The sequence below is a fragment of the Pseudomonas sp. B23(2017) genome, from assembly GCF_002113725.1.
Taxonomy (GTDB): Bacteria; Pseudomonadota; Gammaproteobacteria; order Pseudomonadales; family Pseudomonadaceae; genus Aquipseudomonas; species Aquipseudomonas putida_Z.
The window spans coordinates 184209-211181 of the sequence record NZ_NEJM01000003.1 but is presented as its reverse complement, the minus strand read 5'-3'; the positions used below and the strand labels follow the sequence as shown (position 1 = coordinate 211181).

General features: G+C 63.7%; 21 protein-coding genes and 1 pseudogene. 8 read left to right on the top strand and 14 right to left on the bottom strand.

From position 1 onward, the window contains the following. Positions 1–49 precede the first annotated feature (49 nt). From CAG46_RS06665 to ttgA, 4 genes are all read right to left on the bottom strand, one after another. Positions 50–1306 (bottom strand): OprD family porin, encoded by a 1257-nt coding sequence (locus CAG46_RS06665; protein WP_075046220.1) that lies wholly within the window; start codon positions 1304–1306, stop codon positions 50–52. Positions 1307–1667: 361 nt separating this feature from the next. Then, positions 1668–3125 carry an AdeC/AdeK/OprM family multidrug efflux complex outer membrane factor gene (locus tag CAG46_RS06660; protein ID WP_025340485.1) on the bottom strand — a complete coding sequence of 486 codons (1458 nt, stop codon included), beginning with the start codon at positions 3123–3125 and terminating at the stop codon, positions 1668–1670. After that, complete coding sequence (gene ttgB, locus CAG46_RS06655; RefSeq protein WP_075046219.1) at positions 3122–6274, bottom strand: multidrug efflux RND transporter permease subunit TtgB; 3153 nt, start codon at positions 6272–6274, stop codon at positions 3122–3124. Before ttgB ends, CAG46_RS06660 begins: the two co-directional genes overlap by 4 nt. Before the next feature lie 3 nt (positions 6275–6277). Continuing rightward, complete coding sequence (ttgA, locus tag CAG46_RS06650) at positions 6278–7432, bottom strand: toluene efflux RND transporter periplasmic adaptor subunit TtgA (protein WP_025340483.1); 1155 nt, start codon at positions 7430–7432, stop codon at positions 6278–6280. 258 nt (positions 7433–7690) lie between these two features. On the opposite strand from ttgA, the gene ttgR reads away from it, so the two are divergent. Next, the gene (ttgR, locus tag CAG46_RS06645; RefSeq protein WP_025340482.1) at positions 7691–8323 is read left to right on the top strand and encodes an efflux transport transcriptional regulator TtgR; all 633 of its coding nucleotides are present in this window, start codon (positions 7691–7693) and stop codon (positions 8321–8323) included. A gap of 220 nt (positions 8324–8543) precedes the next feature. Here ttgR and CAG46_RS06640 read toward each other — a convergent pair whose 3' ends face one another. Next, on the bottom strand, positions 8544–9995 hold the full coding sequence (locus CAG46_RS06640) for an MDR family MFS transporter (RefSeq protein ID WP_085614266.1): 1452 nt from the start codon (positions 9993–9995) through the stop codon (positions 8544–8546). 452 nt (positions 9996–10447) lie between these two features. Here CAG46_RS06640 and CAG46_RS06635 point away from each other — a divergent pair, with 452 nt between their 5' ends. Further along, the gene (locus CAG46_RS06635) at positions 10448–11317 is read left to right on the top strand and encodes an oxaloacetate decarboxylase (protein WP_025340480.1); all 870 of its coding nucleotides are present in this window, start codon (positions 10448–10450) and stop codon (positions 11315–11317) included. A 133-nt stretch (positions 11318–11450) separates the two neighbouring features. Here the strand turns inward: CAG46_RS06635 and CAG46_RS06630 are convergent, their stop codons facing one another. After that, positions 11451–12356 (bottom strand): LysR family transcriptional regulator, encoded by a 906-nt coding sequence (locus CAG46_RS06630; RefSeq protein ID WP_085614265.1) that lies wholly within the window; start codon positions 12354–12356, stop codon positions 11451–11453. A gap of 103 nt (positions 12357–12459) precedes the next feature. Between CAG46_RS06630 and CAG46_RS06625 the strand changes: the two genes are divergently transcribed. Together CAG46_RS06625 and CAG46_RS06620 are read left to right on the top strand one after the other, a co-directional pair. Then, positions 12460–13335 (top strand): MBL fold metallo-hydrolase, encoded by an 876-nt coding sequence (locus CAG46_RS06625; protein ID WP_085614264.1) that lies wholly within the window; start codon positions 12460–12462, stop codon positions 13333–13335. Between the two features lie 27 nt (positions 13336–13362). Then, positions 13363–13977 carry an NAD(P)-dependent oxidoreductase gene (locus tag CAG46_RS06620; RefSeq protein ID WP_085614263.1) on the top strand — a complete coding sequence of 205 codons (615 nt, stop codon included), beginning with the start codon at positions 13363–13365 and terminating at the stop codon, positions 13975–13977. Between the two features lie 80 nt (positions 13978–14057). Here CAG46_RS06620 and CAG46_RS06615 read toward each other — a convergent pair whose 3' ends face one another. Beyond that, a complete protein-coding gene (locus CAG46_RS06615) occupies positions 14058–14951 on the bottom strand; it encodes a LysR substrate-binding domain-containing protein (RefSeq protein WP_085614262.1) in 894 nt (297 codons plus the stop codon). Between the two features lie 114 nt (positions 14952–15065). Here CAG46_RS06615 and CAG46_RS06610 point away from each other — a divergent pair, with 114 nt between their 5' ends. Next, entirely contained in the window at positions 15066–16703 is a 1638-nt protein-coding gene (locus CAG46_RS06610) for a 5-guanidino-2-oxopentanoate decarboxylase (RefSeq protein WP_085614261.1), read from the top strand. A 134-nt stretch (positions 16704–16837) separates the two neighbouring features. Here CAG46_RS06610 and CAG46_RS06605 read toward each other — a convergent pair whose 3' ends face one another. Then, positions 16838–17758, bottom strand: a complete 921-nt coding sequence (locus tag CAG46_RS06605; protein ID WP_025340474.1) for an AraC family transcriptional regulator — start codon at positions 17756–17758, stop codon at positions 16838–16840. Between the two features lie 202 nt (positions 17759–17960). Here CAG46_RS06605 and CAG46_RS06600 point away from each other — a divergent pair, with 202 nt between their 5' ends. Together CAG46_RS06600 and CAG46_RS06595 are read left to right on the top strand one after the other, a co-directional pair. Continuing rightward, positions 17961–18254: a putative quinol monooxygenase gene (locus CAG46_RS06600; protein ID WP_075046210.1), complete on the top strand. Its 294-nt coding sequence runs from the start codon at positions 17961–17963 to the stop codon at positions 18252–18254. Between the two features lie 130 nt (positions 18255–18384). Next, positions 18385–18651 carry a hypothetical protein gene (locus CAG46_RS06595; protein WP_015271637.1) on the top strand — a complete coding sequence of 89 codons (267 nt, stop codon included), beginning with the start codon at positions 18385–18387 and terminating at the stop codon, positions 18649–18651. Here the strand turns inward: CAG46_RS06595 and CAG46_RS06590 are convergent, their stop codons facing one another. Together CAG46_RS06590 and CAG46_RS06585 are read right to left on the bottom strand one after the other, a co-directional pair. Next, positions 18652–19257: a flavin reductase family protein gene (locus tag CAG46_RS06590; RefSeq protein WP_085614260.1), complete on the bottom strand. Its 606-nt coding sequence runs from the start codon at positions 19255–19257 to the stop codon at positions 18652–18654. It abuts the gene before it with no gap. Positions 19258–19495: 238 nt separating this feature from the next. Further along, positions 19496–19858, bottom strand: a pseudogene (locus tag CAG46_RS06585) (heme utilization protein); the annotation flags it as partial. 344 nt (positions 19859–20202) lie between these two features. On the opposite strand from CAG46_RS06585, the gene CAG46_RS06580 reads away from it, so the two are divergent. Further along, positions 20203–20955, top strand: coding sequence for a membrane protein (locus tag CAG46_RS06580; protein WP_025340470.1), 753 nt, complete (start codon positions 20203–20205; stop codon positions 20953–20955). Here CAG46_RS06580 and CAG46_RS06575 read toward each other — a convergent pair. From CAG46_RS06575 to CAG46_RS06560, 4 genes are all read right to left on the bottom strand, one after another. Next, positions 20934–22073, bottom strand: a complete 1140-nt coding sequence (locus CAG46_RS06575) for a Fic family protein (RefSeq protein ID WP_085614259.1) — start codon at positions 22071–22073, stop codon at positions 20934–20936. The two genes, CAG46_RS06580 and CAG46_RS06575, sit on opposite strands and share 22 nt — an antisense overlap. A 183-nt stretch (positions 22074–22256) precedes the next feature. Then, positions 22257–23576: an MFS transporter gene (locus CAG46_RS06570; RefSeq protein ID WP_075046206.1), complete on the bottom strand. Its 1320-nt coding sequence runs from the start codon at positions 23574–23576 to the stop codon at positions 22257–22259. 279 nt (positions 23577–23855) lie between these two features. Next, on the bottom strand, positions 23856–25190 hold the full coding sequence (locus tag CAG46_RS06565; RefSeq protein WP_085614258.1) for a sigma-54 dependent transcriptional regulator: 1335 nt from the start codon (positions 25188–25190) through the stop codon (positions 23856–23858). Further along, entirely contained in the window at positions 25184–26941 is a 1758-nt protein-coding gene (locus CAG46_RS06560; RefSeq protein ID WP_085614257.1) for an ATP-binding protein, read from the bottom strand. Before CAG46_RS06560 ends, CAG46_RS06565 begins: the two co-directional genes overlap by 7 nt. Positions 26942–26973: the final 32 nt, after the last annotated feature.

The window sequence follows — 26973 nt, the reverse complement described above, 5'->3', positions numbered from 1 at the left end:
CTCCCACAGGTTCACCACAGATTCTGAAACTGTGGTGAACCTGAAGAATTCAGAGGAGATTCAGCGGGTAACTCACGATCAACCGGTTCTCATCGAACGAGTTGGTGCTGAAGTCCCGGCGCATGGTGGAGTTGCGCCACTTCACCGACAGGTCCTTGAAGCTTCCCGACTGCACCACATAGGCCAATTCGGTTTCCCGCGCCCATTCCTTGCCATCGTCCACGCCGCCTGCGGTGACGTTGTCACCCTTGATGTAGCGGTTCATCAGGGTCAGGCCTGGCACGCCGACGGTGGCGAAGTTGAAGTCATGGCGCACCTGCCAGGAGCGCTCCTTGGCGTTGTCGAAGCTGGAGTTGTAGCTGTCGTTTGCCAGGGTGCCGCCGCTGGTGCCGTTGACCCGCATCCAGGCGTCGTCGCCGCTGACTTTCTGCAGACCGACGTAGAAGGTGTGGCCCTGATAGCGCGCCGAGAGCATGGCCGAGGCGGTGCGGTTGTCCAGTTCGCCAGCGCGTTCGGCGCCGTCTTCCTTGCCGATGAAGTAGCCCAGGTTGGCGCCCAGGGTCCAGTCGCCCAGGGGTTGGCTGTGCACCAGGTTGAGGTACTGCTGGCGGTAGATGTCCTTGAGCTGGGCATCCCACAGGCCGATCATGGTGCGCTTGTCGTTGAAGGTGTACTCGCCGCCGCCAAAGTTGAAACGGTCGGAGGTGAATGCGGCCTTACCGTTCAGCGACATGTCTTCCATGCTGGCGTCGTTGCGCGGGCTGTTGCCGCGGAACTGGCCGGCGTACAGGGTCAAACCGGCGATTTCCTTCGAGGTCAGCTGGCCACCGCGGAAGGTCTGCGGCAGCGAGCGGCCATCGTCCGAGCGCAGGATCGGCAGTACCGGCATCCATTCACCCACTTTCAGCTCGGTTTCGGACAGCTTGGCTTTCAGTGCCACGCCCAGGCGGCCGAAGTCATCGGCCGGGCGGCCATCGTCGTGCACCGGCAGCAGGTGGGTGTTGGTGGTGCCTTTGCCGCCGTCGAGCTTGACCGAGTACAGGCCCAGTACATCCACGCCGAAACCGACGGTGCCTTGGGTAAAGCCGGAGCGGGCGTCGAGGATGAAGCTCTGCGTCCACTCCTCGGCCTTGGCCTGCGGATGGGCCGGGTCGACGAAGTTGCGGTTGATGTAGAAGTTGCGCAGATTGAGGGTGGCCTTGGCGTCCTCCAGGAAACCACCTTGGTCGGCGGCGAACACGGGGAGTGCGCAGGACATGGCCAACAGGCCGGGCAGCAGCTGGCGTGCGGGTTGCAAAGTGCTCATCTGTCGTGGATCTCTTGTTTTTATGGGCGAGCCGGTACGCTGCAGGATGCGGCCTGCAGGTGCGGGTCTTTTGGGATGAACCGGGGCAACGTTGCGTGGGGAGGATGGTGCGGCGTAGGGCTGGGGTGAGGCAATTCGCCACAAACGGAAGCGGGCGATAATCGAACAGAATGTTCTGGTTGGTTAATTGTTCTCCTGCACTGGCCTCTTCGCGGGTAAACCCGCTCCCACAGGTACTGCACAGCCTTCAGCATTTATGCAAAACATTGTGGGAGCGGGTTCACCCGCGAAGAGGCCGGTTCAGGCAACACAAAACAAAAAGCCCACCGCGAGGGTGGGCTTGATGCTTTGACAGCTCCAATCAGCTCTTCGGTGCTTCCACCGCTGCCTGCTGGTTGTTGGCCTGCCCGGTCTGCTCGTACCAGCCACCGCCAAGCGCCTTGTACAGGTTGACTTCGCTGGTCAGCTGCGACAAGCGGTCGCCGATCAGTGCCTGCTGGGCGCTGAACAGGTTGCGCTGGGCGTCGAGGAAGGTCAGGTTGCTGTCGATACCGATGCGATAGCGGCGTTCGGCCAGGCGGTAGTAGTCCTGGTTCGCCTGCACCAGGTCGCGTTGCGCCTGCAACTGCTCTTCGAAGGTCTTGCGCGCCGCCAGGCCATCGGAGACTTCCTGGAAGGCGGTCTGGATGGTCTTTTCGTACTTGGCGACGTTGATGTCCTTCTGGATCTTCGAGTAGTCCAGGCTGGCCTTCAGGCTGCCGGCGTTGAAGATCGGCAGGTTGATCTGCGGCTGGAACAGCCAGGTGCCCTGGCCGCCCGAGAACAGGTGGCCCATGTCGGGGCTCAGGCTGCCGGCATTGGCGGTCAGGCTGATGCTCGGGAAGAACGCTGCGCGGGCCGCGCCAATGTTGGCATTGGCGGCCTTGAGCAGGTGCTCGGCTTCCTGGATGTCCGGGCGACGCTGGAGAATGTCCGACGGCAGGCCGGCCGGTACTTCGGCCAGCTGGTCGGCATTGAGCTCCAGAGGCTTGGCCAGGTCGGCGGGAATGCCGGTGCCCAGCAGCACGGTCAGGCTGTTGACGTCCTGGGCGACCAGGCGCTGGTACTGCGAGTACTTGACCCGGGCGCCTTCCACGGCGGTACGCGCCTGGCTGACGTCGAGTGCCGAGGCTACGCCGACTTCGTTGCTGCGACGGGTGAGGTTGTAGCTTTCCTCGTAGGTCTTCAGCGTTTCTTCGGTCAGCTTGAACAGCGCCTGGTCGGCCTGCCAGGTGTAGTAGGCGTTGGCCACGCTGGCCACCAGGCTGATCTGCGTGGAGCGACGCGCCTGCTCGCTGGACAGGTAGGTTTCCAGGGCCTGCTCGGTCAGGCTGCGTACGCGGCCGAACAGGTCCAGCTCATAGGCGCTGACGCCCAGGGTGGCCGAGTACTGGCTGGTGATGCCCGCTTCGCCCGTCTGCGACATGTTCGCCGGTACGCGCTGGCGGCTGCCGCTGCCGGTGGCCGAAACCGCCGGGAACAGGTCGGCACGCTGGATGCGGTACTGCGCACGGTAGGCGTCGATGTTCAACGCGGCAACGCGCAGGTCGCGGTTGTTGACCAGCGAAGTCTGGATCAGCTGCTGCAGTGCCGGGTCGTGGAAGAACTGGCGCCAGCCCTGCTCGGCGGCGGCAACTTCCGCCGATTGCGTCGGCGAGTACGCAGGGCCCTGCGGCCACTGCGCAGCCACCGGCGATTCCGGGGTCTGGTAGTCAGGGATCAGCGAGCAGCCGCCAAGAATGAAAGCGGTTACTGCCAGGGACAACAAAGACTTGGTCATTGCCCAGCCTCATAACGTGGAGTTTCAGGGGTGACGTCTTTTTCCGGCTCTTTGCTGCCGAACAGTGACGACACTGCGACGAAGAACAGTGGTACCCAGAAGATAGCCAGCACGGTCGCACTGATCATGCCGCCGATCACGCCAGTACCGATGGCGTGCTGGCTGCCGGCGCCGGCGCCGCTGGCGATAGTCAACGGTACCACGCCGAGGATGAACGCCAGCGAGGTCATGATGATCGGGCGCAGACGCATGCGGCACGCCTCGATCGCCGCGTCGTACAGGCTGCGGCCTTGCTCGTGCAGTTCCTTGGCGAATTCGACGATCAGGATGGCGTTTTTCGCCGCCAGGCCGATGGTGGTCAACAGGCCGACCAGGAAGTACACGTCGTTGGACAACCCGCGCAGGCTGGTGGCGATCAGGGCACCGATGATACCCAGCGGTACTACCAGTACCACGGCGATCGGGATCGACCAGCTTTCGTACAGGGCTGCCAGGCACAGGAACACGAACAGTACCGAGAGGGCGAACAGTGCCGGCATCTGCGAACCGGAGAGTTTTTCCTCGTAGGACATGCCGGTCCAGGAGAAGCCGATGCCGCTTGGCAGTTCGCCAGCAATGCGCTCGACCTCGGCCATGGCTTCACCGGTACTGTAGCCCGGGGCCGGAGCACCGAGGATTTCCATTGCCTCGACGCCGTTGTAACGCGACAGCTTCGGCGAACCGTAGGTCCATTCGCCCTTGGCGAAGGAGGAGAACGGCACCATTTCGCCGGCGCCATTGCGCACGTACCACTTCTGCAGGTCTTCCGGGCTCATCCGCGCGTTCGGCTCGCCCTGGATGTACACCTTCTTGACCCGGCCACGGTCGATGAAGTCGTTGACGTAGCTGGCACCCAGGGCAATCGACAGGGTGTTGTTGATGTCGGCGATGGTCACGCCCAGGGCGCTGGCACGCTCGTCATCGATGGTCAGCTGGTACTGCGGCTCGTCGTTCAGGCCGTTCGGGCGCACGGCGCTGAGGATCTTGCTCTGCGCGGCCTTGGCCAGGAACTGGTTGCGCGCTTCCATCAGCTTGGCATGGCCGACACCGCCGCGGTCCTGCAGGAACACGTCGAAGCCGGTGGCGTTACCCAGTTCGAGCACCGCAGGCGGGGCAAAGGCGAACACCATCGCATCGCGGAAGGTGAAGAAGTGCTGCTGGGCGCGCTGGGCAAGGGCAAACACGCTGTTTTCCTTGGAGCGCTCATCCCACGGCTTGAGCATGATGAACGCCATACCCGAGCTCTGGCCACGGCCGGCGAAGTTGAAGCCGTTGACGGTGAACACCGAAGCCACGGTGTCGGCCTCTTCGCTGAGCAGGTACTCACGCATCTGGTCGACCACCACCTGGGTGCGCTCGGCACTGGAGCCGGCCGGGGTCTGTACCTGGGCGAACAATACGCCCTGGTCTTCTTCCGGCAGGAACGCGGTAGGGATGCGGGCGAACAGCCAGATCATGCCGACCACGATCAGCGCGTAGGCCAGCAGGAACGGTACCTTGTTGCGCAGGATGGTACCCACGCTGCGCTCGTAGCCGGTTACGCTGCGGTCGAAGTTGCGGTTGAACCAGCCAAAGAAGCCACGCTTGGCCACATGGTGCTCGCCCTTCTTCAGCGGCTTGAGCATGGTGGCGCACAGGGCCGGGGTGAAGATGAGCGCCACCAGCACCGACAGGCCCATGGCCGAGACGATGGTGATGGAGAACTGCCGGTAGATCACACCCGTGGAGCCGCCGAAGAACGCCATGGGCAGCAGTACCGCCGACAGCACCAGGGCGATACCCACCAGGGCACCCTGGATCTGCTCCATCGAGCGCTTGGTCGCTTCCTTGGGCGGCAAGCCTTCCTCGGACATCACCCGCTCGACGTTCTCCACCACGACGATGGCGTCGTCCACCAGCAAGCCGATGGCCAGGACCATGGCGAACATGGTCAGGGTGTTGATGCTGAAGCCGGCAGCGGCAAGGATGCCGAAGGTACCCAGCAACACAACCGGTACGGTCATGGTGGTGATGATGGTGGCGCGGAAGTTCTGCAGGAACAGGTACATCACCAGGAACACCAGGACCACGGCTTCGATCAGGGTGTGGATAACGCCACTGATCGATTCGGTGACCACCGGGGTGGTGTCATACGGGAATACCGCTTTCACCCCAGGCGGGAAGAACGGTTCCAGGTCGGCGATGGTCTGGCGCAGGGCCTTGGCGGTGTCCAGGGCGTTGGCACCGGTAGCCAGTTTAACTGCCAGACCGGAGGCCGGCTTGCCGTTGAACTGGGCGCTGACGGCATAGTTTTCACCACCCAGGCCAACCTGGGCGACATCACCCAGACGCACCTGCGAACCGTCGCTGTTGACCTTGAGCAGGATCTTCTCGAACTGCTCGGCAGTCTGCAGGCGGGTCTTGCCGATGATGGTGGCGTTCAGCTGGGTACCCGGCATGGCCGGCAGGCCGCCGAGCTGGCCGGAGGACACCTGCACGTTCTGCGCGGCCACGGCGGTCTTGACGTCGACCGGGGTCAGCTGGAACTTGTTCAGCTTGGCCGGATCGAGCCAGATACGCATGGCGTACTGCGCACCGAACACCTGGAAGTCACCCACACCCGCGGTACGCGAGATCGGGTCCTGCATGTTGGAGACGATGTAGTTGGCCAGGTCGTCCTTGGTCATGCTGCCGTCTTCGGACACCAGGCCGATCACCAGCAGGAAGTTCTTCACTGCCTTGGTGACGCGGATACCTTGCTGCTGCACTTCCTGCGGCAGCAGCGGGGTGGCCAGGTTCAGCTTGTTCTGCACCTGCACCTGCGCGGTGTCTGGGTTGGTGCCCTGCTCGAAGGTGGCGGTAATGGTCATGCTGCCGTCGGAGTTACTTTCCGACGACACATAACGCAGGTTGTCGATACCGTTGAGCTGCTGCTCGATCACCTGTACCACGGTGTCCTGCACGGTTTGCGCCGAGGCGCCCGGGTAGGTCACGGCGATGGCGATGGCCGGCGGCGCGATGCTGGGGTACTGGTTGATCGGCAGCTTCAGGATCGACAAGGCGCCGACCAGCATGATCACCAAGGCGATCACCCAGGCGAAGATCGGGCGATCGATAAAGAACTTCGACATGGTTTACTCCGCTTTGGCGTCTGCTTTCGCCGCGTTGGCCTGAACAGGGCTGGCCGGCTTCTTGACGTTGGTGGCTTCGCTGACCTTGACCTCGACGCCCGGGCGCACGTACTGCAGCCCTTCGGTGATCAGGCGGTCGCCCGGGTTCAGGCCTTCCTCGATCAGCCAGTCGCTGCCCAGGGTACGGTTGGCCTTGAGCTGGCGCAGTTCGACCTTGTTCTCCTGGTTGACCACCAGCGCGGTCGGCGCGCCTTTCAGGTCGCGGGTCACGCCCTGTTGCGGGGCCAGGATGGCGTTGGCGTTGACCCCGGCCTTGAGCCGCGCATGCACGAACATGCCTGGCAGCAGGGTGTGATCGGGGTTGGGGAACAGGGCGCGCAGGGTGACCGAGCCGGTGGTCTCGTCGACCGCGACTTCGGAGAACTCCAGGCGGCCTTCCTGCTTGAACAGGCTGCCGTCTTCCAGCACCAGCTGCACCGAGGCGGCGTTGTCGCCGGCCTTTTGCAGCTGGCCGCTTTCCAGGTCACGGCGCAGCTTGAGCAGCTCGGCGGTGGACTGGGTGACGTCGACGTAGATCGGGTCGAGTTGCTGGATGGTGGCCATGGCGTTGGCCTGGCCATTGCTCACCAGTGCACCTTCGGTGAACGAAGAACGGCCGATACGGCCGCTGATCGGTGCCAGGACCTTGGTGTAGCGCAGGTCGATCTGCGCGCTTTTGAGCGAAGCCTCGGCCTGCAATCGTTTGGCATTGGCGTCGTCGTATTCCTGCTTGGAGACAGCCTGTTCGTCGATCAGCTGCTTGTAGCGCTCGGCCAGCGAGCGGGTGGCCTGCAGGTTGGCCTGGGCATTGGCCAGGGTGGCTTCGTACACGGCAGGGTCGATCTGGTACAGCTGCTGGCCTTCCTTGACCTCACTGCCTTCCTTGAACAGGCGCTTGAGGATGATGCCGTTGACCTGCGGGCGCACTTCGGCGACGCGGTAGGCACTGGTACGCCCCGGCAATTCCGAGGTCAGGGTGAAGGCTTGGGGCTGGATGGTCACGACGCCGACCTGAGGAGCCTGCGCCGCTGGCGCTGCTTCTTCTTTCTTACAGCCACTGAGCAGGGTTGCCAGGGCGACGGCGGAAACCAGAGCGGTAACGGCTGGCTTGAATTGCATGAGGATCCTCGGGTCGCTGGAGCTGGGAGACGCTCAAGAGTAATGGAAGAGTCTTGATCTGGAAAAATTGCTATCCGGTGGATAAATAGCTTGCTAAGGAATATACTTACATTCATGGTTGTTTGTAAATACCGCTGGGTTGTACTCGGGTACTGCCACAGCCCTTGATTAGCTCCTCCGCGAGGCACCCTGCAGAGGTGCCCCCGGAGTGTTCCCCGCACGCGCCGCGCGTTCGGGGCAGATGAGGTTTGTACTGCCATGGTCCGTCGAACCAAAGAAGAAGCCCAGGAAACCCGCGCCCAGATCATCGAGGCGGCGGAAAAGGCCTTCTACAAGCGCGGGGTTGCGCGAACCACCCTGGCCGACATCGCCGAACTGGCGGGTGTGACGCGGGGGGCGATCTACTGGCACTTCAACAACAAGGCCGAGTTGGTGCAGGCGCTGCTCGACAGCCTGCATGAAACCCATGACCACCTGGCGCGGGCGAGCGAAAGCGAGGACGAAGTGGACCCGCTTGGCTGCATGCGCAAGCTGTTGCTGCAAGTGTTCAACGAGCTGGTGCTCGATGCCCGAACCCGGCGTATCAATGAAATCCTGCATCACAAGTGCGAGTTCACCGATGACATGTGTGAAATTCGCCAGCAGCGCCAGGGTGCGGTGCTGGATTGCCACAAGGGCATCACCCTGGCGTTGGCCAATGCCGTGCGCCGGGGCCAGTTGCCAGGCGAGCTGGATGTCGAGCGCGCGGCGGTGGCCATGTTTGCCTATGTCGATGGCCTGATCGGGCGCTGGCTGTTGCTGCCTGACAGTGTCGATCTGTTGAAGGATGTCGAAAAGTGGGTCGACACCGGGCTGGATATGCTGCGCTTGAGCCCGGCTCTGCGCAAATGACACTTTGTTAAGGATTGTGAGGGAGTGTTACCCCTTTGTGTTAAGGGGGGATTAATGCTTTCGGATGACTGGCATAAGGTGCAAATCCTGTAGGAGCGGCCTTGTGTCGCGATAGGGCTGCAGAGCAGCCCCAGGATTTCAGCATCAATGCATGAATTGCTGGGGCTGCTCTGCAGCCCTATCGCGACACAAGGCCGCTCCTACAAAAATCGCGCAGCTCTTAGCGTCCGCGCAGTTGCCGATCCGGCAATGCCACCGCCGCCAGTAGCCCAAGCAGTGCAACCAGCGCACTCCCCATCAACAGTTGCTGGAACGTCTCGAGCAACCGCCCCTGTGTCACCAGGTCCACTTCACCGGCCTTCAGGCTCCCCAGCAACGGATTACCCAGCGACTCGAACCCGCCCTGGTGCAGCAGCGCCAGCAGCAGGCTGGACATGCACGCCACCCCCATGGCCCCGCCCAGCGAGCGGAACAGGTTGGTGGTGCTGGTGGCCACGCCGATGTCCTTGCTGTCCACCGCGCTTTGCGTGCCTACCAGCGAGGTCGGGAACTGCAGCCCACACGCGATGCCGGTCAGCAGCATGAACAGCGCACTGAGCAAGGCCGACTGCGGCGGGGTCAGCGCCATGGCGAAAATGGCCAGCGGCATCAGCAGTGCACCGGCCAGGATCTGTGGCTTGTAGCGCCCGGTCAGGCTGGTCATGCGCCCGCCGGTGAAGGCACCCATGGGCAGCCCCATCACCAGCGGCAGGAGGTGCAAGGCCGCGCTGTCGGCACCGGCGCCGGTGATGCCCTGGTAGCGCAACGGCATGAGCATGGTCAGGGAGATCGACTGGAAACTGGCGAAGAAGATCACGCCCCAGCACAGCACCGCCACGCGGTTGCCGAACAGGCCGAGTGGCAGCAGTGGCTCCGGGCAGCGGCGCTCATGGGCGATGAACAGCACCAGGCCCAGCGCGGCGCAGGCGAACAGGGCCAGCACGGCCGGGTCGGCCCAGGCGTGGCCCTGGCCGACCAGGGTAATGCCCAGCAACAGGCTACCCAGGCCGAGAATCAGCAGCACGGCGCCAAGGTAGTCCACCTGCGCCTCGCGGCGCTGCGCCGGCATGCCGCCGAGGGCGCGGCGGATCGCCCACAGTGCAACCAGCCCCAGCGGCAGGTTGATCCAGAACACCCAGCGCCATGACAGGTATTCGGTCAGCCAGCCGCCCAGCACCGGCCCGGCGACGCTGGCCACCGCGTACATGCTGCTGAAATAGCCCTGGTAGCGGCCGCGCTCTCGCGGGGGCACGAAGTCGCCGATGATCGCCTGGCTCACCGAGACCATGCCACCGGCGCCAATGCCCTGCAGTACCCGGGCCAGCACCAGTTGCTGCATGTCCTGGGCCAGGGCGCAGGCGATCGAGGCCAGGGTGAACAGGCTGATGCCGGTGAGGATCATCCTGCGCCGCCCGTACAGGTCGCCCAGCTTGCCGTAGATCGGCACGGCCACGGTCATCGCCACCATGTAGCCGGAGATGACCCAGGCCAGCAGGCCGACATCGTTGAACTGCGCCGAGATCGCCGGCAGCGAGACGGCAACGATGGTCTGGTCCAGGGCGCCGAGGAAGATCGCCAGCATCAGGGCGGTGAGCACGTTGCGCAGGGTGGTGGGGGGCAGGGCGGCGGTCACGGGGATACCTTGTATGACGGTGGCGGCCTTCTTCGCGGGTAAACCCGCTCCCACAGGTCCGGTGTCGCTCCTGAGGACGGCGCGGTCCCTGTGGGAGCGGGTTTACCCGCGAAGAGGCCAGCATGAAGTCCCCGGATTGTAACCTGAGTTAGGTAGCTTCCTATGTACTATCTGCATCCCCTATGCAAGATCGGCATTGGCGCATTCATCCAGTGCTGCATGGCTGCGTGATATCGTTGGTATGCCACAGAGGCTGAAAACCGGGGGCTTGCACCAGCTTGGTGCAACATTATGCCGCAGGTTTTCGCGCCGCTGTCTCCCACACCTTTTATTCCTCTGCCTGCATGTCGAGCATGACCGCCCAGATGGCGACGGTTGGAACAGGCCAGGTAGACCCGATTACAGGGGTCGGTAGTTACCGTTCGAATTTCAACTTATTTTGCGGAGTGATCATGCCCAAGGCTTCCCATCAAGATCTGCGTTTTGCCTTCCGCGAGCTGCTCGCTTCAGGTTCCTGTTATCACACCGCATCGGTGTTCGACCCGATGTCGGCACGCATTGCCGCAGACCTGGGCTTCGAGGTCGGCATCCTCGGTGGTTCGGTCGCTTCGTTGCAGGTACTGGCTGCACCGGACTTCGCCCTGATCACCCTCAGCGAGTTCGTCGAGCAGGCCACCCGTATTGGTCGCGTGGCGCAACTGCCGGTGCTGGCTGACGCCGACCACGGCTATGGCAACGCGCTGAATGTCATGCGCACGGTCATCGAACTGGAGCGCGCCGGCGTGGCTGCGCTGACCATCGAGGACACCCTGCTGCCTGCCCAGTTCGGGCGCAAGTCCACCGACCTGATCCCGGTTGAAGAGGGCGTCGGCAAGATCCGTGCGGCGCTGGAGGCGCGGGTCGATTCGTCGCTGTCGATAATTGCCCGGACCAACGCTGGCGTGCTCACCACCGAAGAAATCATCGTGCGTACCCAGAGCTACCAGAAGGCCGGAGCCGACGGTATCTGCATGGTTGGGGTGAAGGACTTCGAGCAACTCGAGCAGATTGCCGAGCACCTGACGGTGCCGCTGATGCTGGTGACCTACGGCAACCCGAGCCTGCGCGACGACGAGCGCCTGGCACGCCTGGGCGTGCGCATCGTGGTCGATGGTCACGCCGCCTACTTTGCCGCGATCAAGGCCACCTACGATTGCCTGCGGCTGCAGCGCGGCCAGCAGAACAAGTCGGAAAACCTCAGCGCCACCGAACTCTCGCACACCTACACCCAGCCCGAGGACTACATCCGCTGGGCCAAGGAATACATGAGCGTCGAGGAGTGACAACGCCATCCCCGTAGGAGCGGCCTTGTGTCGCGAAAGGGCTGCGTAGCAGCCCCGACAATATTTGATGTGGCCAAGATCCCGGGACCGCTGCGCGGTCCTTTCGCGACGCAAGGCCGCTCCCACATGGGCCTTACAAGTCCTGATCCCACTCCGGTTCGTCCTTGAACCGCTGCACCAGAAAATCCAGCATGCTGCGCAAGGTCGCCGGCATGTGCTTGCGCGAGGTGTACACCGCATTCAGGTTCAGCTCGCGTGGGCTGGCTTCGGGCAGCAGGCGCACCAGTTCACCCCGGCGCAGGGCCTCCGCGGCCTGGTAGGTCGGCAGCATGGCGATACCTGCGCCGGCCAGCGCCGCCTTCTGCAGTGTCATCGCCTCGTTGGCACTGATGTTCCCCGCCACTGGCACGGCGACTTGCTGGCCGGCCACCTCGAAATGCCACAGGCTGTGGCCGAAGTAGGCATGGGTCAGGCAGTTGTGCCGGCTCAGATCCTCGACCCGTTGCGGCGTGCCGTGCTCGCGCAGGTAGGCCGGTGCCGCACACACTGCCGAGCGGCACACGCTCAGGCGCCGGGCGATCAGGTTGGGGTCCAGGTCATTGCTGGTGCGGATGGCCAGGTCGATGCGCTCGTCCACCAGGTTGACCGTGCGATCGAGCATCTGCAGTTCCACCTTCACCCCGGGGTAGCGCCGGACGTAGGCGGCCACTGCATCCACCAGCTGGGCCTGGCCGAACGAGGTGCTGACGCTGATGCGCAGTGCGCCCCTGGGCGCGTCATCCGGCTGCTGCACCGCGGCCTGCAGGTCGCCGGCCAGTTCCAGCAGTTGCCGGCAGCGGGGCAGGGTTTCCTGGCCGGCGGCGGTGAGGCTGAGCTTGCGTGTGGTGCGCTGCATCAGCCGTGCGCCAACCCAGTCTTCCAGCTCTGCCAGGTAGCGCGACACCACCGGCCGCGACAGTTGCAGATGATCCGCCGCCGCCGACTGGCTGCCCAGGTCGACGACGGTGACGAAAACGCGCATGGCGTTGAGACGGTCCATGATTTGCCCGGTTTCAGAAACAAACTATGTTCGAGCATCGCATTTTTTGGCACGGATTGGGCAACTAAGCTGTTGGGCATTGTTCATCTGACGGGCGTTTGCGATGTCTCTTTTCACTCCCTTGCGTGGCCTGCTGCTGGCCTGTGTGACCCTGGCCGGCCCGGCGCTGGCTGCCGACCCCTTGCGGCTGGAGGTTTACAACCCCGGGCATGAGGCGATCTTCCCGGTCAGTTCGGTGATCGTCAGCGGCGAGCACGACGCCATCCTCGTCGATGCCCAGTTCGGCAAGGCCCAGGCCGAGCAGCTGGTGCAGCGCCTGCGGGCGGGTGGCAAGCAGCTGACCAGCATCTACATCAGCCATGGCGACCCGGACTACTACTTCGGCCTGGATACCCTGACCCAGGCCTTCCCCGAGGCCAAGGTGCTGGCATCGGCCGCCACGGTTGCCCATATCCGCCAGACCATGGATGCCAAGCTGGCCTACTGGGGCCCGCAGATGGGCGCGGACAAGCCGGCGCGACTGGTGCTGCCGCAGGTGCTCGAAGGCAACCGCCTGACGCTGGAAGGGCAGGCCCTCGAAGTGGTCGGCCTGGACGGCCCGCAACCTGACCGCAGTTTTGTGTGGATCCCGTCGATCAAGGCGGTGGTCGGTGGCGTGGTGGTGTCGGAGAACATTCATGTGTGGATGGCCGACACGCAAACGGCCAAGTCCCACGCCGACTGGCTCGGCACCCTGGCGCACATCGAAGCGCTGGCGCCGCGCACGGTCATCCCCGGGCATTACCTGGAAGACAGCAGCCGATCGCTGCAGGCCGTGCGTTTCACGGCGAACTACATTCGTGATTTCGATGCCGAGACCGCCAAGGCGAAAGACGCCGGTGCGTTGATCGCGGCGATGAAGCGACGTTACCCAGGGCTGGCCGATGAAAGCTCGCTGGAGCTGGGGGCCAAGGTCGCCAAGGGCGAGATGAAGTGGTAATTCCGTTCAACTGATGGAGAGTATCCCATGAGCAAGATTGCAATCATCGGTGCCACTGGCCGCGCTGGCAGCCAGTTGCTGGAAGAGGCCCTGCGCCGTGGCCACAGTGTGCTGGCCATCGCCCGCGACCCGTCGCGGTTGCAGGGGCGGGACGGGGTGACGGTCAAGGCGCTGGATGCCAAGGACAGCGCGGCGCTGCAAGCGGCAGTCGCGGGTGTGGATGCGGTGCTGAGTGCGGCGCATTTCTCGACCATCGAGCCACACGCCATCATCGAGCCGGTCAAGCGGGCCGGGGTCAGGCGCCTGCTGGTGGTGGGTGGGGCCGGTAGCCTGTTGCTGCCGTCTGGGCATCGGGTGATCGACAGCCCGGACTTCCCCGAGGCATACAAGGCCGAGGCCACTGCCGGGGTGCATTTTCTGGAAGCGTTGCAACGGGAACCGAACCTGGACTGGACCTTCCTGTCGCCGTCGGCGGAGTTCGTTGAAGGTGAGCGCAGCGGGCATTACAAGCTGGGCAAGGATCATCTGTTGATCGGCGCGGATGGCAAGAGCTGGATCACCTTTGGCGATTACGCGATTGCCATGCTCGACGAACTGGAAAAGCCGCAGCACTCGCGGCAGCGTTTCACTGTCGGCTATTGAGTCGCCCCCTTCGCGGGTAAACCCGCTCCCACAGGTTCTGCACTGATTTCGATGCCGGTGTATTACTTGTGGGAGCGGGTTTACCCGCGAAGGGGCCCTTGCAGGCTGGCCTGGTGTTCCAGCCAATCCAACAACTCCACCAGTCCCGGCGGCAAGCTCTTGGCCTGGCTCACCAGGTAATACCCCTTGCCGGTCATCACTTTCAGCGCAAACGGCATGCACAACCGCCCCCCGCGCAAGTCATCGCCGATCAGCGACCAGTCGCCGATGGCCACGCCGGTGCCCTGCGAGGCCATGGCCATCGCCATGTCCAGTGTCTCGAAATGCTGCTTCGGCCCTTGAGTGCCCAGCGTCACCCCGGCTGCCTGCAGCCATAACCGCCAGTCATGCTCATCCCGCGACGGGTGCAGCAGCATGTGTAGCGCCAGGTCCTCGACCTGCTGCAACGGTACCGGCCCTTGGCGCAATGACGGCGCACACACCGGCGTCAGCTGCTCATCGAACAGCTTGCGCACGCGCAGCCCATGGTTCGGCGCATCGCCATACACCACCGCCGCATCGAAACCCTCGCGGCGAAAGTCCACTCCATGTTGCACCGTAGTGGTCAGCTCTACAGGCACATCCGGGCGTAGCGCCTGCCATTCCATCAGGCGTGGCAGCAGCCAGCGCATCACGCAGGTCGGTGCCTTGAGCTGCAAGGTAGTGCTACGCCCACCCACCTCGCGCACCCCTTGTTCGATCAGCGCGAACACCTGCTGCACCCTTGGCAGCCAGTCCTGGCCTTCACGGGTCAGGCTCAGCCCACGGGCCTGGCGCTGGAACAAGGCATAACCCAGATGCTCTTCGAGGGCCGCGATCTGTCGGCTGACGGCGCCCTGGGTGATATGCAACTGCTGCCCGGCACGGGTGAAATTGCAGTGCTGGGCGGTTACCAGGAAGGTATGCAGGGCGGGCAGGGGCGGGAGGCGTTTCATTGTGCTGAGCCATGATTACAGAACATGGCTAGTATGTGTTTTTTTGCATTGTGGCGATAGCCGTGGCTGGGTCCAATAAGGGCATAACCTAACCAAGATTCATGGTGAAACCCGATGGCAACCTGCGGCGAAGTACTGGTAAAACTCCTTGAAGGCTATGGCGTTGACCATGTCTTCGGCATTCCTGGTGTACATACCGTGGAGCTCTACCGCGGCCTGGCGGGCTCGTCCATCCGCCATGTCACCCCGCGCCACGAGCAGGGTGCCGGGTTCATGGCCGACGGCTATGCGCGGACCCGCGGCAAACCGGGGGTGTGCTTCATCATCACCGGCCCGGGCATGACCAACATCACCACCGCCATGGGCCAGGCCTATGCCGACTCGATCCCGATGCTGGTGATTTCCAGCGTGCAGGCCCGCGACCAGCTGGGCGGTGGCCGCGGCAAGCTGCACGAGTTGCCCAACCAGGCAGCGCTGGTGTCGGGTGTGGCGGCGTTTTCCCACACCCTGATGAGTGCCGATGACCTGCCGCAGGTGCTGGCCCGGGCATTCGCCGTGTTCGAAGGCGCCCGCCCGCGCCCGGTGCATATCGAGATCCCGCTCGACGTGCTGGTCGAACCGGCCGACCACCTGCTGCCGGGGCGCGTGGTGCGCAGCAGCCGGGCGGGGGCAGCGCCGCAGGCCGTGGCGCAGATGGCCGAGCGCCTGGCCAATGCACAGCGGCCATTGATCCTGGCCGGGGGCGGCGCATTGGCCGCGGGCGCTGCGCTGGCGCGCCTGGCCGAACAACTGCAGGCGCCGGTGGCGCTGACCATCAATGCCAAGGGGCTGCTGCCGGCCAGCCACCCGCTGCAGATTGGCTCGACCCAGTCACTGCCAGCCACGCGGGCGCTGGTGGCCGAGGCCGATGTGGTGCTGGCGATCGGCACCGAACTGGCCGAAACCGACTATGACGTCACCTTCAAAGGTGGTTTCGAGATCCCGGGCAGCCTGTTGCGCATCGACATCGACCCGGACCAGACCGTGCGCAATTACCTGCCGACGCTGTCACTGGTGGCCGATGCCGAACTGGCGGCCGAGGCGCTGCTCGGTGCCTTGCAGGCGCTGCCGCAACCCGTGCGTGAAAGCACGTGGGGGGCAGCCCGGGTGGCCAAGCTGCGCCAGGCACTGGCGGCGGGTTGGGACCAGCCGACCCTGAGCCAGACACGTTTGCTGAATGCAATTATCGAGCGCCTGCCCAATGCCATTCTGGTGGGCGATTCGACCCAACCGGTGTACACCGGCAACCTGACCCTGGACATGGACCAGCCACGCCGTTGGTTCAATGCCTCGACCGGCTACGGCACCTTGGGTTATGCATTGCCGGCGGCCATGGGCGCCTGGCTGGGCAGCGCGGAGCAGGTCGGTGAGCGTGCGCCTGCGGTGTGCCTGATTGGTGATGGCGGTTTGCAGTTCACCTTGCCGGAGCTGGCCAGCGCGGTGGAAGCGCAGGTGCCGCTGATCGTGCTGCTGTGGAACAACCAGGGGTACGAGGAAATCAAGAAGTACATGGTCAACCGGGCCATCGAGCCGGTCGGGGTGGATATCCATACGCCGGACTTCATCGGTGTGGCGCGGGCCCTGGGCGCGGCAGCGGAGCAGGTGGCAGATGTGGCGCAGTTGCAGGTGGCGTTGGGGCAGGCAGTGGAGCGCAAGGGGCCGACCTTGATCCAGGTTGACCAGAATCAGTGGCAGGGGGCTGTGTTGGGTTGAAGTGAAGCTATTGCCTGTACCGGCCCTTTCGCGGGTGAACCCGCTCCCACAGGTACTGCACAGTTTTCAGTATCTGTGCAAAACCTGTGGGAGCGGGTTTACCCGCGAAAGGGCCGGCACAGGCAAAGCCAAACTCAGCCAGCAGTCGCCCGCAACCTGGCCACATCACGAATCGGCGGCGCGCCATACAGCCGGCTGTATTCACGGCTGAACTGTGACGGGCTTTCATACCCCACCCGGTAGGCAGCCACCGCTGCCTCGAGCCCGTCATTCAGCATCAAGCGCCGCGCCTCCTGCAGGCGCAGTTGCTTCTGATACTGCAACGGGCTCATCGACGTCACGGCCTTGAACCGGTGGTGCAAGGTCGAGGTGCTGAGGTTGACCTCCCGCGCCAGGTCCTCGATGCGCAAAGGCAGCTGGTAATTCTGGTTGAGCCAGGTGATGGCCTGGCAAACCCGGTGGGTCTGGCTGTTGGCCAAGGCGATTTCGTACAACCGATAGCCCTGCGGCCCGCGCAGCAGGCGGTACAGAATTTCCCGACGGAACAGCGGCGCGAGCATCGCGATATCGCGAGGGGTGTCCAGCAGGCGTATCAGCCGCAGCAAGGCGTCGAGCAACGCGGCATCGGTTCTTTCCACATACAAGCCACGACCGGAAGGCCGGTTGGGCACCAGCATCGGCCCGCTTTCGGCGATCAGCTGGCTGATTTCGGCCGGGTCCAGGTCCATGCGCAGGCCAAGGCTCGGGTGCTCGGGGCTGGCGTCGAGCTTTACGCCGCTAAGCGGCAAGGTAACCGAGACCACCATGTAGTGCAGCGGGTCGTAGGCATACTGCTCGTCACCCAGGAACAGGCTTTTGCTGCCCTGGGCGAGGATGCACAGCGCGGGTTGAGCCAGGGTCGGTACCGAGCGCACGTTTTCGGTGTAGCGCACCAGGTACAGGTCATCGATGGCCGATGCCGGGCCGTGGGGCTCCCCGGCGTGGCGGCGGATCAGCTCGGCGAGCTCCTGGCGTTGCAGTTCCAGGCTTGGGTCGATGGACGTGGCGGTGGTCATGATGGCTTTCCTCTGCTGACCGACGCAGCATAGGTTTGGGCAATGGCGGGCGCTAGTCAAAAGCTGCACGCCGATTGCCTGATCCTGCCGCGCTGCAGGATCAGGCAATCGGCGAGCAGTAATGGCCTAACGCGTCGCGCGGGTGAGGCCCTAACCTTGGCAGCCTGGCTTTTCCGTCCGCCTGCTTCAAGGAGATTGTGCAATGACCCCGACACAACCGGTCACCCACCTTGCTTTCATCCGTGCCAGCAGCGGGCGCTCGGCGGAGCTGGGCGCGCGCCTGCGTGACCTGCTCGAGCCCTCGTTGCGGGCACCGGGCTGCCTGAGTTTCACGGTGCAGCGTTCGCAGGCTGATGCCGATTTATGGTTGCTCAGTGGCAGCTGGCAAGACCAGCAGGCGATGACTGGCTACTTTGCTTCGCCAACGCTGGAAGTGTTTGGTGAGTTGGTGCAGGAACAGGTGGTCAGCAGCCTGGATCTGCATACCTTTGATTGAGGTATTGCCTGTTCTGGCCTCATCGCCGGCAAGCCAGCTCCTACAGGGTTATCACAGGTCTTGAGGGCGGTGCAGTACCTGTGGGAGCTGGCTTGCCGGCGATAGGGCCGGTACAGGTGAATGGGGTAAGATGCTGCCCTTGATCAACCAGGTAGATAGCAACATGGCACGTAGGGAATTCCCGCATTTCGAAGCGGTTTCGGCGATGGTCCCGGTGGAAGGTGGCGGCTACAACGCGGCCATCGCGGTCAAGGCCCTGGGCATGGGCGGTGCGCCGCGCTTTCACAAGATTCTCGACGGCCAGGTGTTCAAGGGCGCCGTGGCCGCCGACGAAGCGGCCACGGCCGAGCTGCAACGCCTGCAGGGCGTCAGCGAAGAGGGTGAGCTGATCTGGTGATCAGGCCGGCGGGCGGGCCATCTTGAACAGGTTGCCCAGCTCGAAATAGTCTGCCGGGCCACCCCCACGCAGGATCGGCTCGGCGGCAGCGGTATCGTAGATACCGTTCTTCAACAGGTGCTCGGCAATGTGCACCGCCACCACTTCACCCAGGATCAGCCAGCTGGGCACCAGTTCCTGGTCGGCCCGCTTGAGCTGGACAATCTGGCTGACCTTGCACTCGAAGGCCACCGGGGTTTCGCCGACACGCGGCACGTTGACGATGCTCGACGGCTTGGCGGTGAGGCCGCTCAATTCAAATTCGTTTATCTCGGCGGCAACCGGTGCGCAGCTCTGGTTCATCTGCTCGGCCAACGGGCGGGTTGCCAGGTTCCAGACGAATTCGCCGGTCTGCTCGATGTTGTTCAGGCTGTCTTTGCGCCCGACGCTGCAGAAACCGATGATCGGCGGGATGTAGTTGAAGGCATTGAAGAAGCTGTAGGGCGCCAGGTTCAGGCGGCCTTCGCGGTCCTGTGAGGAGATCCAGCCGATAGGGCGGGGGCCGACGATGGCGTTGAACGGGTCGTGGGGCAGGCCGTGGCCTTTGGCGGGTTCGTAGTAATACATCTGTGCTGGGCTTGCTGGCCCTACCTCCTGGTGGACAAGGCGCCTAGTGTGCCAAGCCTGTGCCCGCCTGCAAATGATCAAGCCCGGCCGAAGCCGGGCTGGGTGCTCGCATCAGGGATCAGCTGATGCGGTGGGCGTTGGTGCGATCGAAGCCATCTTCGGCGAAACGTTGGCCGCCAGTGCGGTCGAAGCCGTCTTCGGCGAAGCGCTGGCCACCGGTGCGGTCGAAGCCGTCTTCGGCGAAGCGCTGGCCACCGGTGCGGTCGAAGCCGTCTTCGGCGAAGCGCTGGCCACCGGTGCGGTCGAAGCCGTCTTCGGCGAAGCGCTGGCCACCGGTGCGGTCGAAGCCGTCTTCGGCGAAGCGCTGGCCACCGGTGCGGTCGAAGCCGTCTTCGGCGAAGCGCTGGCCACCGGTGCGGTCGAAGCCGTCTTCGGCGAAGCGCTGGCCGCCAGTGCGGTCGAAGCCATCTTCAGCGTAAGCAGCGGATTGGCTCTGGGTCGCTGCGAAGGTGTGGGCGTTGGTGCGGTTGAAGCCATCTTCGGCGAAGGCGCCAGCAGCGAAAACCGAGAGGGCCAGGGTGAGGATCAGTTTGTTTTTCATGGTCGTTGCTCCAGGGGTTCTTGAGGTTGTTTTGTTTCTATGGGTTTAATCCTACGCCGATTAACTTGATTAAAAAGCGCAAATAATAGCGCTTTAAAATCGAATAATTAGATATATATTGGCGCACATCTTGGTGCTCTGGTAGCGGTTCTGGCTCAGGACGTGTCTGCCCATGCGCCGACGTTCTGCCAGCCATTGCAGCTTGAGGGAGTGGAATTAATGGGGCGTTAAGGATGAAAAATCTGTCATTGAAGGCTTCTCAACGCATTTTTCATACATCACCAACCGATTTTTCAAATGCTGCTCAGCACCATCGCCGCACCTCAAACCGGAGCGGCACAACAATGAACAAACTTCCGCAAATCACCTTGGCCTTCTGGGTCATGAAGATCTGCGCTACCACCCTTGGCGAAACGGCGGGTGATTTGCTGTCGATGACCCTGAACATCGGCTATGCCCTCAGCTCGCTGCTGCTGATCAGCGTGTTCCTGCTGACCTTGCTCGGCCAGCTGTACTCGCGCCGCTACCACCCGATGCTGTACTGGCTGGTGATCCTCTCCACCAGCACCGCCGGCACCACCATGTCCGACTTCATGGACCGCACCCTGGGCCTGGGCTACGCCGCGGGTTCGGCCATCCTCATCGGCATCCTGCTGCTGACCTTCCTGGTATGGCGCCTGAGCGGCAACCCGCTGGATGTCACCCGCATCAAGAACCGCACGGGCGAATTGTTCTATTGGGTGGCGATCCTGTTTTCCAACACCCTCGGCACGGCGCTGGGCGATTACCTGGCCGATGACTCGGGGCTCGGTTTTGCCGGTGGCGCACTGTTGATCGGCAGTGCCATCGCCTTGGTAGTGGTGGCCCGCTACTGGACACGTATTCCTGGCGTGGTGTTGTTCTGGGTTGCGTTCGTGCTTACCCGCCCGTTCGGCGCCACCTTGGGCGACTTCCTCACCAAGCCCCACGAGAAGGGTGGCCTGGACTTCGGCACGGTTGGCTCTTCGGCGGTGCTGGGCGGGGTGTTGCTGGTACTGGTGCTGATGGCCACCTGGTACCAGCGCCGTGAGCCGCGTCAGGCGTTGGAGATGTCCTGAGTGTTGATGCGGTAGCGGGTACTGCGGCCCCCGCCAGGCAGGCGAACCAGGCAGGCCTTGTTGAGCAGATCGGACAGGTGGCGGGTCGCAGTGGCCTTTGATACCTTCGCCACCGCCTGGTATTGCGCTGCGTTGATGCCTTCCTCGAATCCTCGGGGGCCGCCATCGAGCAACCTGTTGAGCACCTTTACCTGTTCGGGCAGCAAACCATCTGAGCGATGTGCTTGCCAGAACCTGGCCTTGGCCAGTATCCGGTCGATATTGGCCAGGGCCTGTTCCAGGCTGCGCAGCAGGGTAGAAAGAAACCAGGATAGCCAGCGGGTGATATCCAGGTCGCCTTTCTGGCTGTTCTCCAGCACTTGGTAATAGCCGGCCCTGTCTTCGAGGATGCTGGCAGACATGGCATAGAAACGAATGGCCTGTCGCTCACCTTGCGCCAGCGCCAGGTCGGTGATTGCCCGAGTCAGACGGCCATTGCCATCGTCGAACGGATGCAGGGTGACGAACCAGAAGTGGGCGATGCCGGCACGTAGCAGTGGGTCCAGGCTGGTGGAATCGCGACTGTTGGCAAACCAGTCGAGAAACTCGTTGAGTCGGGCTTCCAGGCCATCGCGCGGTGGTGCTTCGAAATGCACGGTAGGTTTGTCGAGCCGGCCGGAGATCACCTGCATGGGCATTTCATCACGCAACTGGCCGACCAGTATCGCTTTGCTCAAGGCGCCTTGTGCCAGTGGGAACAGCCACTGGTGCCAGGTGTACAGGCGCTGCAGGGTCAGCGGTCGGTCATACCCTTGCGTTGCATCCAGCATCAGCTCCGCCAGCCCTTCACTGCGGGCATTGGTAGGTCCTTGCTCCTTGATGCCCAGCCGGCGAGCTAGGGAAGAGCGGACAGAACCCACGTTCAACTGCTCACCTTCGATTGCCGAAGAGGTGACGATGTTTTGCAGCAGCGTATCGAGGATGTTCTGGCACTCGCTGAGTGCATCGACGCTGCCGATCTTGCCCAGCAGGCGTCCTTGCATGTCGATGCAATTGCGTAGCGTTGGCGCGATGGCTTCGTTTTGCCAGGTGAAGCGTGGCCAGGCAGGTTGCTGCCAGATCCATAAGGGGCTATTCATGATCCGTCCCATGAGCCGAATAAGCCGGCTATTCGGCTCATCTTGTGAGCCGAATAATAGCGCTATTCGGCTCATCCTGTGAGCCGAATAAGGCCCGTCAATCGGCTCACAGGCTGCCGCGTATCACAAAAAAGGGGCGCCCCATGCACTGGAGCGCCCCTTTTCAGTACTGCCAGGCCAGCATCACTCAGTGGTAATCCGCGAGTGCTGCTTGGTGTCCTTCATGGTCGCGTAAACCAGCAGCGAGCAGGCGATGCAGGCGGTGACGTACCAGTAGAAGCCACTCTCCATGCCGGCGCTCTTGAACCACAGGGCCACGTACTCGGCGGTGCCGCCGAAGATCGACACGGTCAGGGCGTACGGCAGGCCCACGCCCAGGGCGCGGATTTCGGTGGGGAACAGCTCGGCTTTGACCACGGCGTTGATCGAGGTGTAGCCGCTGACGATGATCAGCGCCGCCATGATCAGGAAGAACGCGCCCCACCAGGTCTGGATGGTGTGCAGGGTGCTGAGGATCGGTACGGTGAACAGGGTGCCGAGTACACCGAAGGCGATCAGGATCGGGCGTCGACCGATCTTGTCGGACAGGCCGCCGATCACCGGCTGCAGGCACATGAACAGGAACAGCGTGGCGGCCGAGATGGTGGTCGAGTCGCTGATGCTCATGCCCACGGTGTTGACCAGGTACTTCTGCATGTAGGTGGTGTAGGTGTAGAAGGCCAGGGTGCCGCCCATGGTCAGGCCGACAACGGTCATCAGCTCCTTGGGGTGGCGCAGCAGGGTGCGCATCAGGCTTTCCTTGGCCTTTTCCTTCTTGGTGAAGGAGGCGGTTTCTTCCATGCCGCGACGCAGGTAGAGGGCCACCACGGCGCACAGCGCACCGATCACGAACGGTACGCGCCAGCCCCAGGCATACAGCTGCTCGGTGGTCAGGGTCTGTTGCAGGACGATCAATACCGCCAGGGCGATGAGCTGGCCGGAGATCAGGGTCACGTACTGGAAGCTGGAGAAGAAGCCACGGCGATCCTTGCTGGCCATTTCGCTGAGGTAGGTGGCCGAGGTGCCGTATTCACCACCCACCGACAAGCCCTGCAGCAGGCGTGCGATGACCAGCAGGATTGGCGCGGCGACGCCGATGGTTTCGTAGCCCGGGGTCAGGGCGATGACCAGCGAGCCGGCGCACATCAGCAGCACCGAGGCCATCAGTGCGGCCTTGCGGCCTTTGCGGTCGGCGTACAGGCCCATCAGCCAACCACCGATCGGGCGCATGAGGAAGCCCACGGCGAAGATCGCGGCGGTATTGAGCAATTGTGCGGTGGAATCGCCGGCTGGGAAGAAGGCCTTGGCGAAGTACAGCGAGAATGCGGCGTAGACGTACCAGTCGTACCATTCGACCATGTTGCCGATGGACCCGCTGAAGATCGACTTCAGGCGGCTGGCGGTGGTTTTTTCTGTGGCAGGCGCGGTGGCCGCCCCGGCTGGCAGGGAGGTGGCATTATCCATCAGGGATACCTTCTCGTTGTTTTTGTGGAGCGCGCCGTGGCGCAGCTTGCCAAGGCAATTGCAGAAGGTGTGCCAAATGGGTGCATTGGGCTTCAAATGGGGGCGCTGCGCGACCCTTCGCGGGCACGCCCGCTCCCACAGGGACCGCGTGACGTCTGACTCTTCGCGTTTCCCTGTGGGAGCGGGCATGCCCGCGAAGGGCCGCAACGCAGCCCCAAAAGAATCCTGCTAATGAGCGGTTATTTGCTTAGTGACCGAGCGCGATAGGCGGATTTCCGCTCATTCCTGCCCAATGAAGTCCTCGCGCACCAACCCATGCCGCTGCATCTTCTCGTTCAGCGTGCGCCGCGGCAGCTGCAACATTTCCATCACAGCATTGATCGCGCCCCCGTGCTGGCGCAGCGCCGCGCGCAGGCATTGCGCCTCGAACGCTTCCATCTGCTCGCTCAGCGACTGCCCGGCAGGCGCCACCTCGATGTTCGGCGAGCCCAGCCCCAATGCATGGCGTTCCGCCGCATTGGCCAGTTCACGCACATTGCCCGGCCAGTCATGCGACAGCAGCTGCGCCAGTTGCGCGCCCGACAGTGGCGGGGCTGCGCGGCCAAGCTTTTCGCCGGCGGCACGGGCAAAGTGCTCGAACAGCAGTGGAATGTCCTCACGCCGTTCACGCAATGGCGCCAGGCGCAGCTCGGCCACGTTCAGGCGATAGGCAAGGTCTTCGCGGAAGCGCCCGGCGCGGGCTTCTTCGAGCAGGTCGGGCTTGGTCGCGGCAATGATGCGCAGGTCGACGCTGATGCTCTGGTTGGCCCCCAGGCGCTCCAGCTTCTGTTCCTGGATCACCCGCAGCAGCTTGGCCTGTTGGGCCAGTGGCATGCTTTCGATTTCGTCGAGGAACACCGTGCCACCGTTGGCGTACTCCAGCTTGCCGATGCGCTTGCCTTGGGCACCGGTAAAAGCGCCGCTTTCATGGCCGAACAGCTCGGCCTCGAACAGCGACTCGGGGATGGCTGCACAGTTGAGGGCGACGAACGGCTTGTCGGCGCGCGGGCCAAAATCGTGCAGGCACCGGGCCACGCGCTCCTTGCCACTGCCGGTTTCGCCGCGGATCAGCACATTGACCGGCAGGCTGGCCAGGTCCAGCACTTGCCGGCGCAGCTGTTGCAGGCCTTGGGACATGCCAAGCAGCGTGCCTTCCAGGCGTGACTTGAGGTCGGCCTGCTCGTGCAGCCGGCGGTTTTCCAGGACCAGCTGGCGCTTTTCCAGGGCCCGGCGCAGGCTGCCCAGCAGGTGCTGCGGGGTAAAGGGTTTTTCCAGGAAGTCGTAGGCCCCGCTGCGCATGGCATCCACTGCCATGGGCACATCGCCGTGGCCGGTCAGCAGGATCACCGGCAGGTCGGGGTCGTCCGCCTGCAGGCGTTCGAGCAATTGCAGGCCATCCATGCCCGGCATGCGTACATCGCTGATGATTACCCCGGGAAAGTGCCGTGGCAGGTGTGCCAGGCATTCTTCGGCGCGGGTGAACAGTTGCACGCTGAAGCCGGACAGGCTCAGCCATTGCTCGACCGCGGTGCGGATACTGGCTTCATCATCGACGACGATCACTGAATTCAACATACAGGCTCCAGGTCACGGGGCAGGGTAAGGCTCAGGCGCGCGCCGCCAGGCAGGTTTTCGGCCTGCAGCTGGCCACCGGCCTCGTGGACGATACCGTAGGAAATGGCCAGGCCCAGCCCCAGGCCTTCGCCCACCGGCTTGGTGGTGAAGAACGGGTCGAAGACCTTGGCCAGGTCGGCCTCGGCAATGCCGCCACCCGAATCCAGCACGCTCAGGCGCCACAGCTCGCCGTCGGGCTCGATGCGGATCTCCAGGCGTTTGTAGCGCTTGTCGGTCATGGCGTCGAGGGCATTGCGCAGCAGGTTGATCAGCACCTGCTCCAGGCGAATGGCATCGCCGCGCACCCAGGCCGGGCGCGCCAGGTACAGGGCTACCTCCACTTCTTCGCTGCGAATGCGTGCTTCCAGCAGGTGCAGGGCCTGGTCGACCACCGTGGCCAGGTCGAGGCGCTCGCGCAGGCCGACCGGGCTGTTGCGGGCGAAGGTTTTCAGGTGGCTGGTGAGCGCGGCCATGCGTGTGAGCATCTGCTCCAGCGGCTCCAGTGCCTGGCGTGCTTCGTCATGTCGGCCATGGTCGAGCAGCAGGCGCAGGGTTTCCAGCTGCATGCGCTGGGTGGTCAGCGGCTGGTTGATTTCATGGGCCATGGCTGCCGACATCTGCCCCAGCGCCGCCAGCTTGGCCGATTGCACCAGCCCCTCCTGAGCGGTGCGCAGCTCACGGGTGCGCTCCTCGACCTGGCGCTTGAGCTCCTCCCGGCTGCGCTGGCGCAAGCGGGCCAGGCGCAGGCGCTGGCTGACGAACAGCGCAGCGAACACCAGGCTCAGCCAAACGGCGGCGGCGCCGAGTGCGGCATTGCGACCGTCGGCGGCTACCTGCGGCTTGCGCAGCAGGTGCAAGGTCCAGTTTTCACCCTCCAGTGGCAGGCTTTCCCACAGGTACTCGGCGCTGCCCTCCGGGCCTTGCACGCGGCTGAGGGTGCTGTTGTCGGCAAAGCGGGTCAGCACCTGGTGCTGCAGCGGCACCAGCGGTTGCTTGTCGTACTGACGGGTTTCGGCCAGTTCGGCACGGTCGGCACCACTGAGCGGCTGCAGTTCGCGGTAGCGCCAGCCGTCCTGGTTGGCGATGAAGGTGATGCCGCGGGCATCGCTGACCAGCAGGATGTCGCTGCCCTGGCGCCACTCGCGTTCCAGCTCGGGGAACTCCAGCTTCACCACGATGGCGCCGAGGAAGCGGCCATGCTCGTCGTTCACCGCGCTGGCGAGGAAGTAGCCCGGCACGCCACTGGTCACGCCCACGGCGTAGAAGCGGCCACTGCCTTGGCTGCGGGTCTGCTTGAAATAGGGGCGAAAACCGTAGTTGGAGCCCACGTAGCTGCTGGGCAACCGCCAGTTGCTGGCGGCGATGGCCAGGCCGGTGCGGTCGAGCAGTTCGAGGGTGGAGGAGTTGGCGGCGCCATTGATGCGTTCGAGCTTGCGGTTCAGGGCGTCCTGCACCGGTTCGCTGACCGGGCCGCGCAGGGCGGCGATCAGCTCCGGGTCCAGCGCCAGCACGGCGGGCAGGGCGCGGTAGCGGTCGATCAGCGTGTGCAGGGCATTGGCGTACAGGCCCAACTGCTGGCTGGCACGCTGGGCGTCGGCTTCCATGGCCTGGCGCTTGGCCTGGTGCATGGCCCAGCCGGCGCTGAAGGCGGTGCCCAGCACGATCAGCAGGGTGATCAGCCCCAGACGCAGGGCGCGAACGGAAAAGGGCATGGGGCGGATCCGGATGAATGGGATATCAGGGC

What these genes read in the sequence shown, in the direction of transcription:
- CAG46_RS06665 (WP_075046220.1), bottom strand. Translation starts at nt 1,306, where the DNA reads ATGAGCACTTTGCAACCCGCACGCCAGCTGCTGCCCGGCCTGTTGGCC.
- CAG46_RS06660 (WP_025340485.1), bottom strand. Translation starts at nt 3,125, where the DNA reads ATGACCAAGTCTTTGTTGTCCCTGGCAGTAACCGCTTTCATTCTTGGC.
- ttgB (WP_075046219.1), bottom strand. Translation starts at nt 6,274, where the DNA reads ATGTCGAAGTTCTTTATCGATCGCCCGATCTTCGCCTGGGTGATCGCC.
- ttgA (WP_025340483.1), bottom strand. Translation starts at nt 7,432, where the DNA reads ATGCAATTCAAGCCAGCCGTTACCGCTCTGGTTTCCGCCGTCGCCCTG.
- ttgR (WP_025340482.1), top strand. Translation starts at nt 7,691, where the DNA reads ATGGTCCGTCGAACCAAAGAAGAAGCCCAGGAAACCCGCGCCCAGATC.
- CAG46_RS06635 (WP_025340480.1), top strand. Translation starts at nt 10,448, where the DNA reads ATGCCCAAGGCTTCCCATCAAGATCTGCGTTTTGCCTTCCGCGAGCTG.
- CAG46_RS06630 (WP_085614265.1), bottom strand. Translation starts at nt 12,356, where the DNA reads ATGGACCGTCTCAACGCCATGCGCGTTTTCGTCACCGTCGTCGACCTG.
- CAG46_RS06625 (WP_085614264.1), top strand. Translation starts at nt 12,460, where the DNA reads ATGTCTCTTTTCACTCCCTTGCGTGGCCTGCTGCTGGCCTGTGTGACC.
- CAG46_RS06620 (WP_085614263.1), top strand. Translation starts at nt 13,363, where the DNA reads ATGAGCAAGATTGCAATCATCGGTGCCACTGGCCGCGCTGGCAGCCAG.
- CAG46_RS06615 (WP_085614262.1), bottom strand. Translation starts at nt 14,951, where the DNA reads ATGAAACGCCTCCCGCCCCTGCCCGCCCTGCATACCTTCCTGGTAACC.
- CAG46_RS06610 (WP_085614261.1), top strand. Translation starts at nt 15,066, where the DNA reads ATGGCAACCTGCGGCGAAGTACTGGTAAAACTCCTTGAAGGCTATGGC.
- CAG46_RS06605 (WP_025340474.1), bottom strand. Translation starts at nt 17,758, where the DNA reads ATGACCACCGCCACGTCCATCGACCCAAGCCTGGAACTGCAACGCCAG.
- CAG46_RS06600 (WP_075046210.1), top strand. Translation starts at nt 17,961, where the DNA reads ATGACCCCGACACAACCGGTCACCCACCTTGCTTTCATCCGTGCCAGC.
- CAG46_RS06595 (WP_015271637.1), top strand. Translation starts at nt 18,385, where the DNA reads ATGCTGCCCTTGATCAACCAGGTAGATAGCAACATGGCACGTAGGGAA.
- CAG46_RS06590 (WP_085614260.1), bottom strand. Translation starts at nt 19,257, where the DNA reads ATGTATTACTACGAACCCGCCAAAGGCCACGGCCTGCCCCACGACCCG.
- CAG46_RS06580 (WP_025340470.1), top strand. Translation starts at nt 20,203, where the DNA reads ATGAACAAACTTCCGCAAATCACCTTGGCCTTCTGGGTCATGAAGATC.
- CAG46_RS06575 (WP_085614259.1), bottom strand. Translation starts at nt 22,073, where the DNA reads ATGAATAGCCCCTTATGGATCTGGCAGCAACCTGCCTGGCCACGCTTC.
- CAG46_RS06570 (WP_075046206.1), bottom strand. Translation starts at nt 23,576, where the DNA reads ATGGATAATGCCACCTCCCTGCCAGCCGGGGCGGCCACCGCGCCTGCC.
- CAG46_RS06565 (WP_085614258.1), bottom strand. Translation starts at nt 25,190, where the DNA reads ATGTTGAATTCAGTGATCGTCGTCGATGATGAAGCCAGTATCCGCACC.
- CAG46_RS06560 (WP_085614257.1), bottom strand. Translation starts at nt 26,941, where the DNA reads ATGCCCTTTTCCGTTCGCGCCCTGCGTCTGGGGCTGATCACCCTGCTG.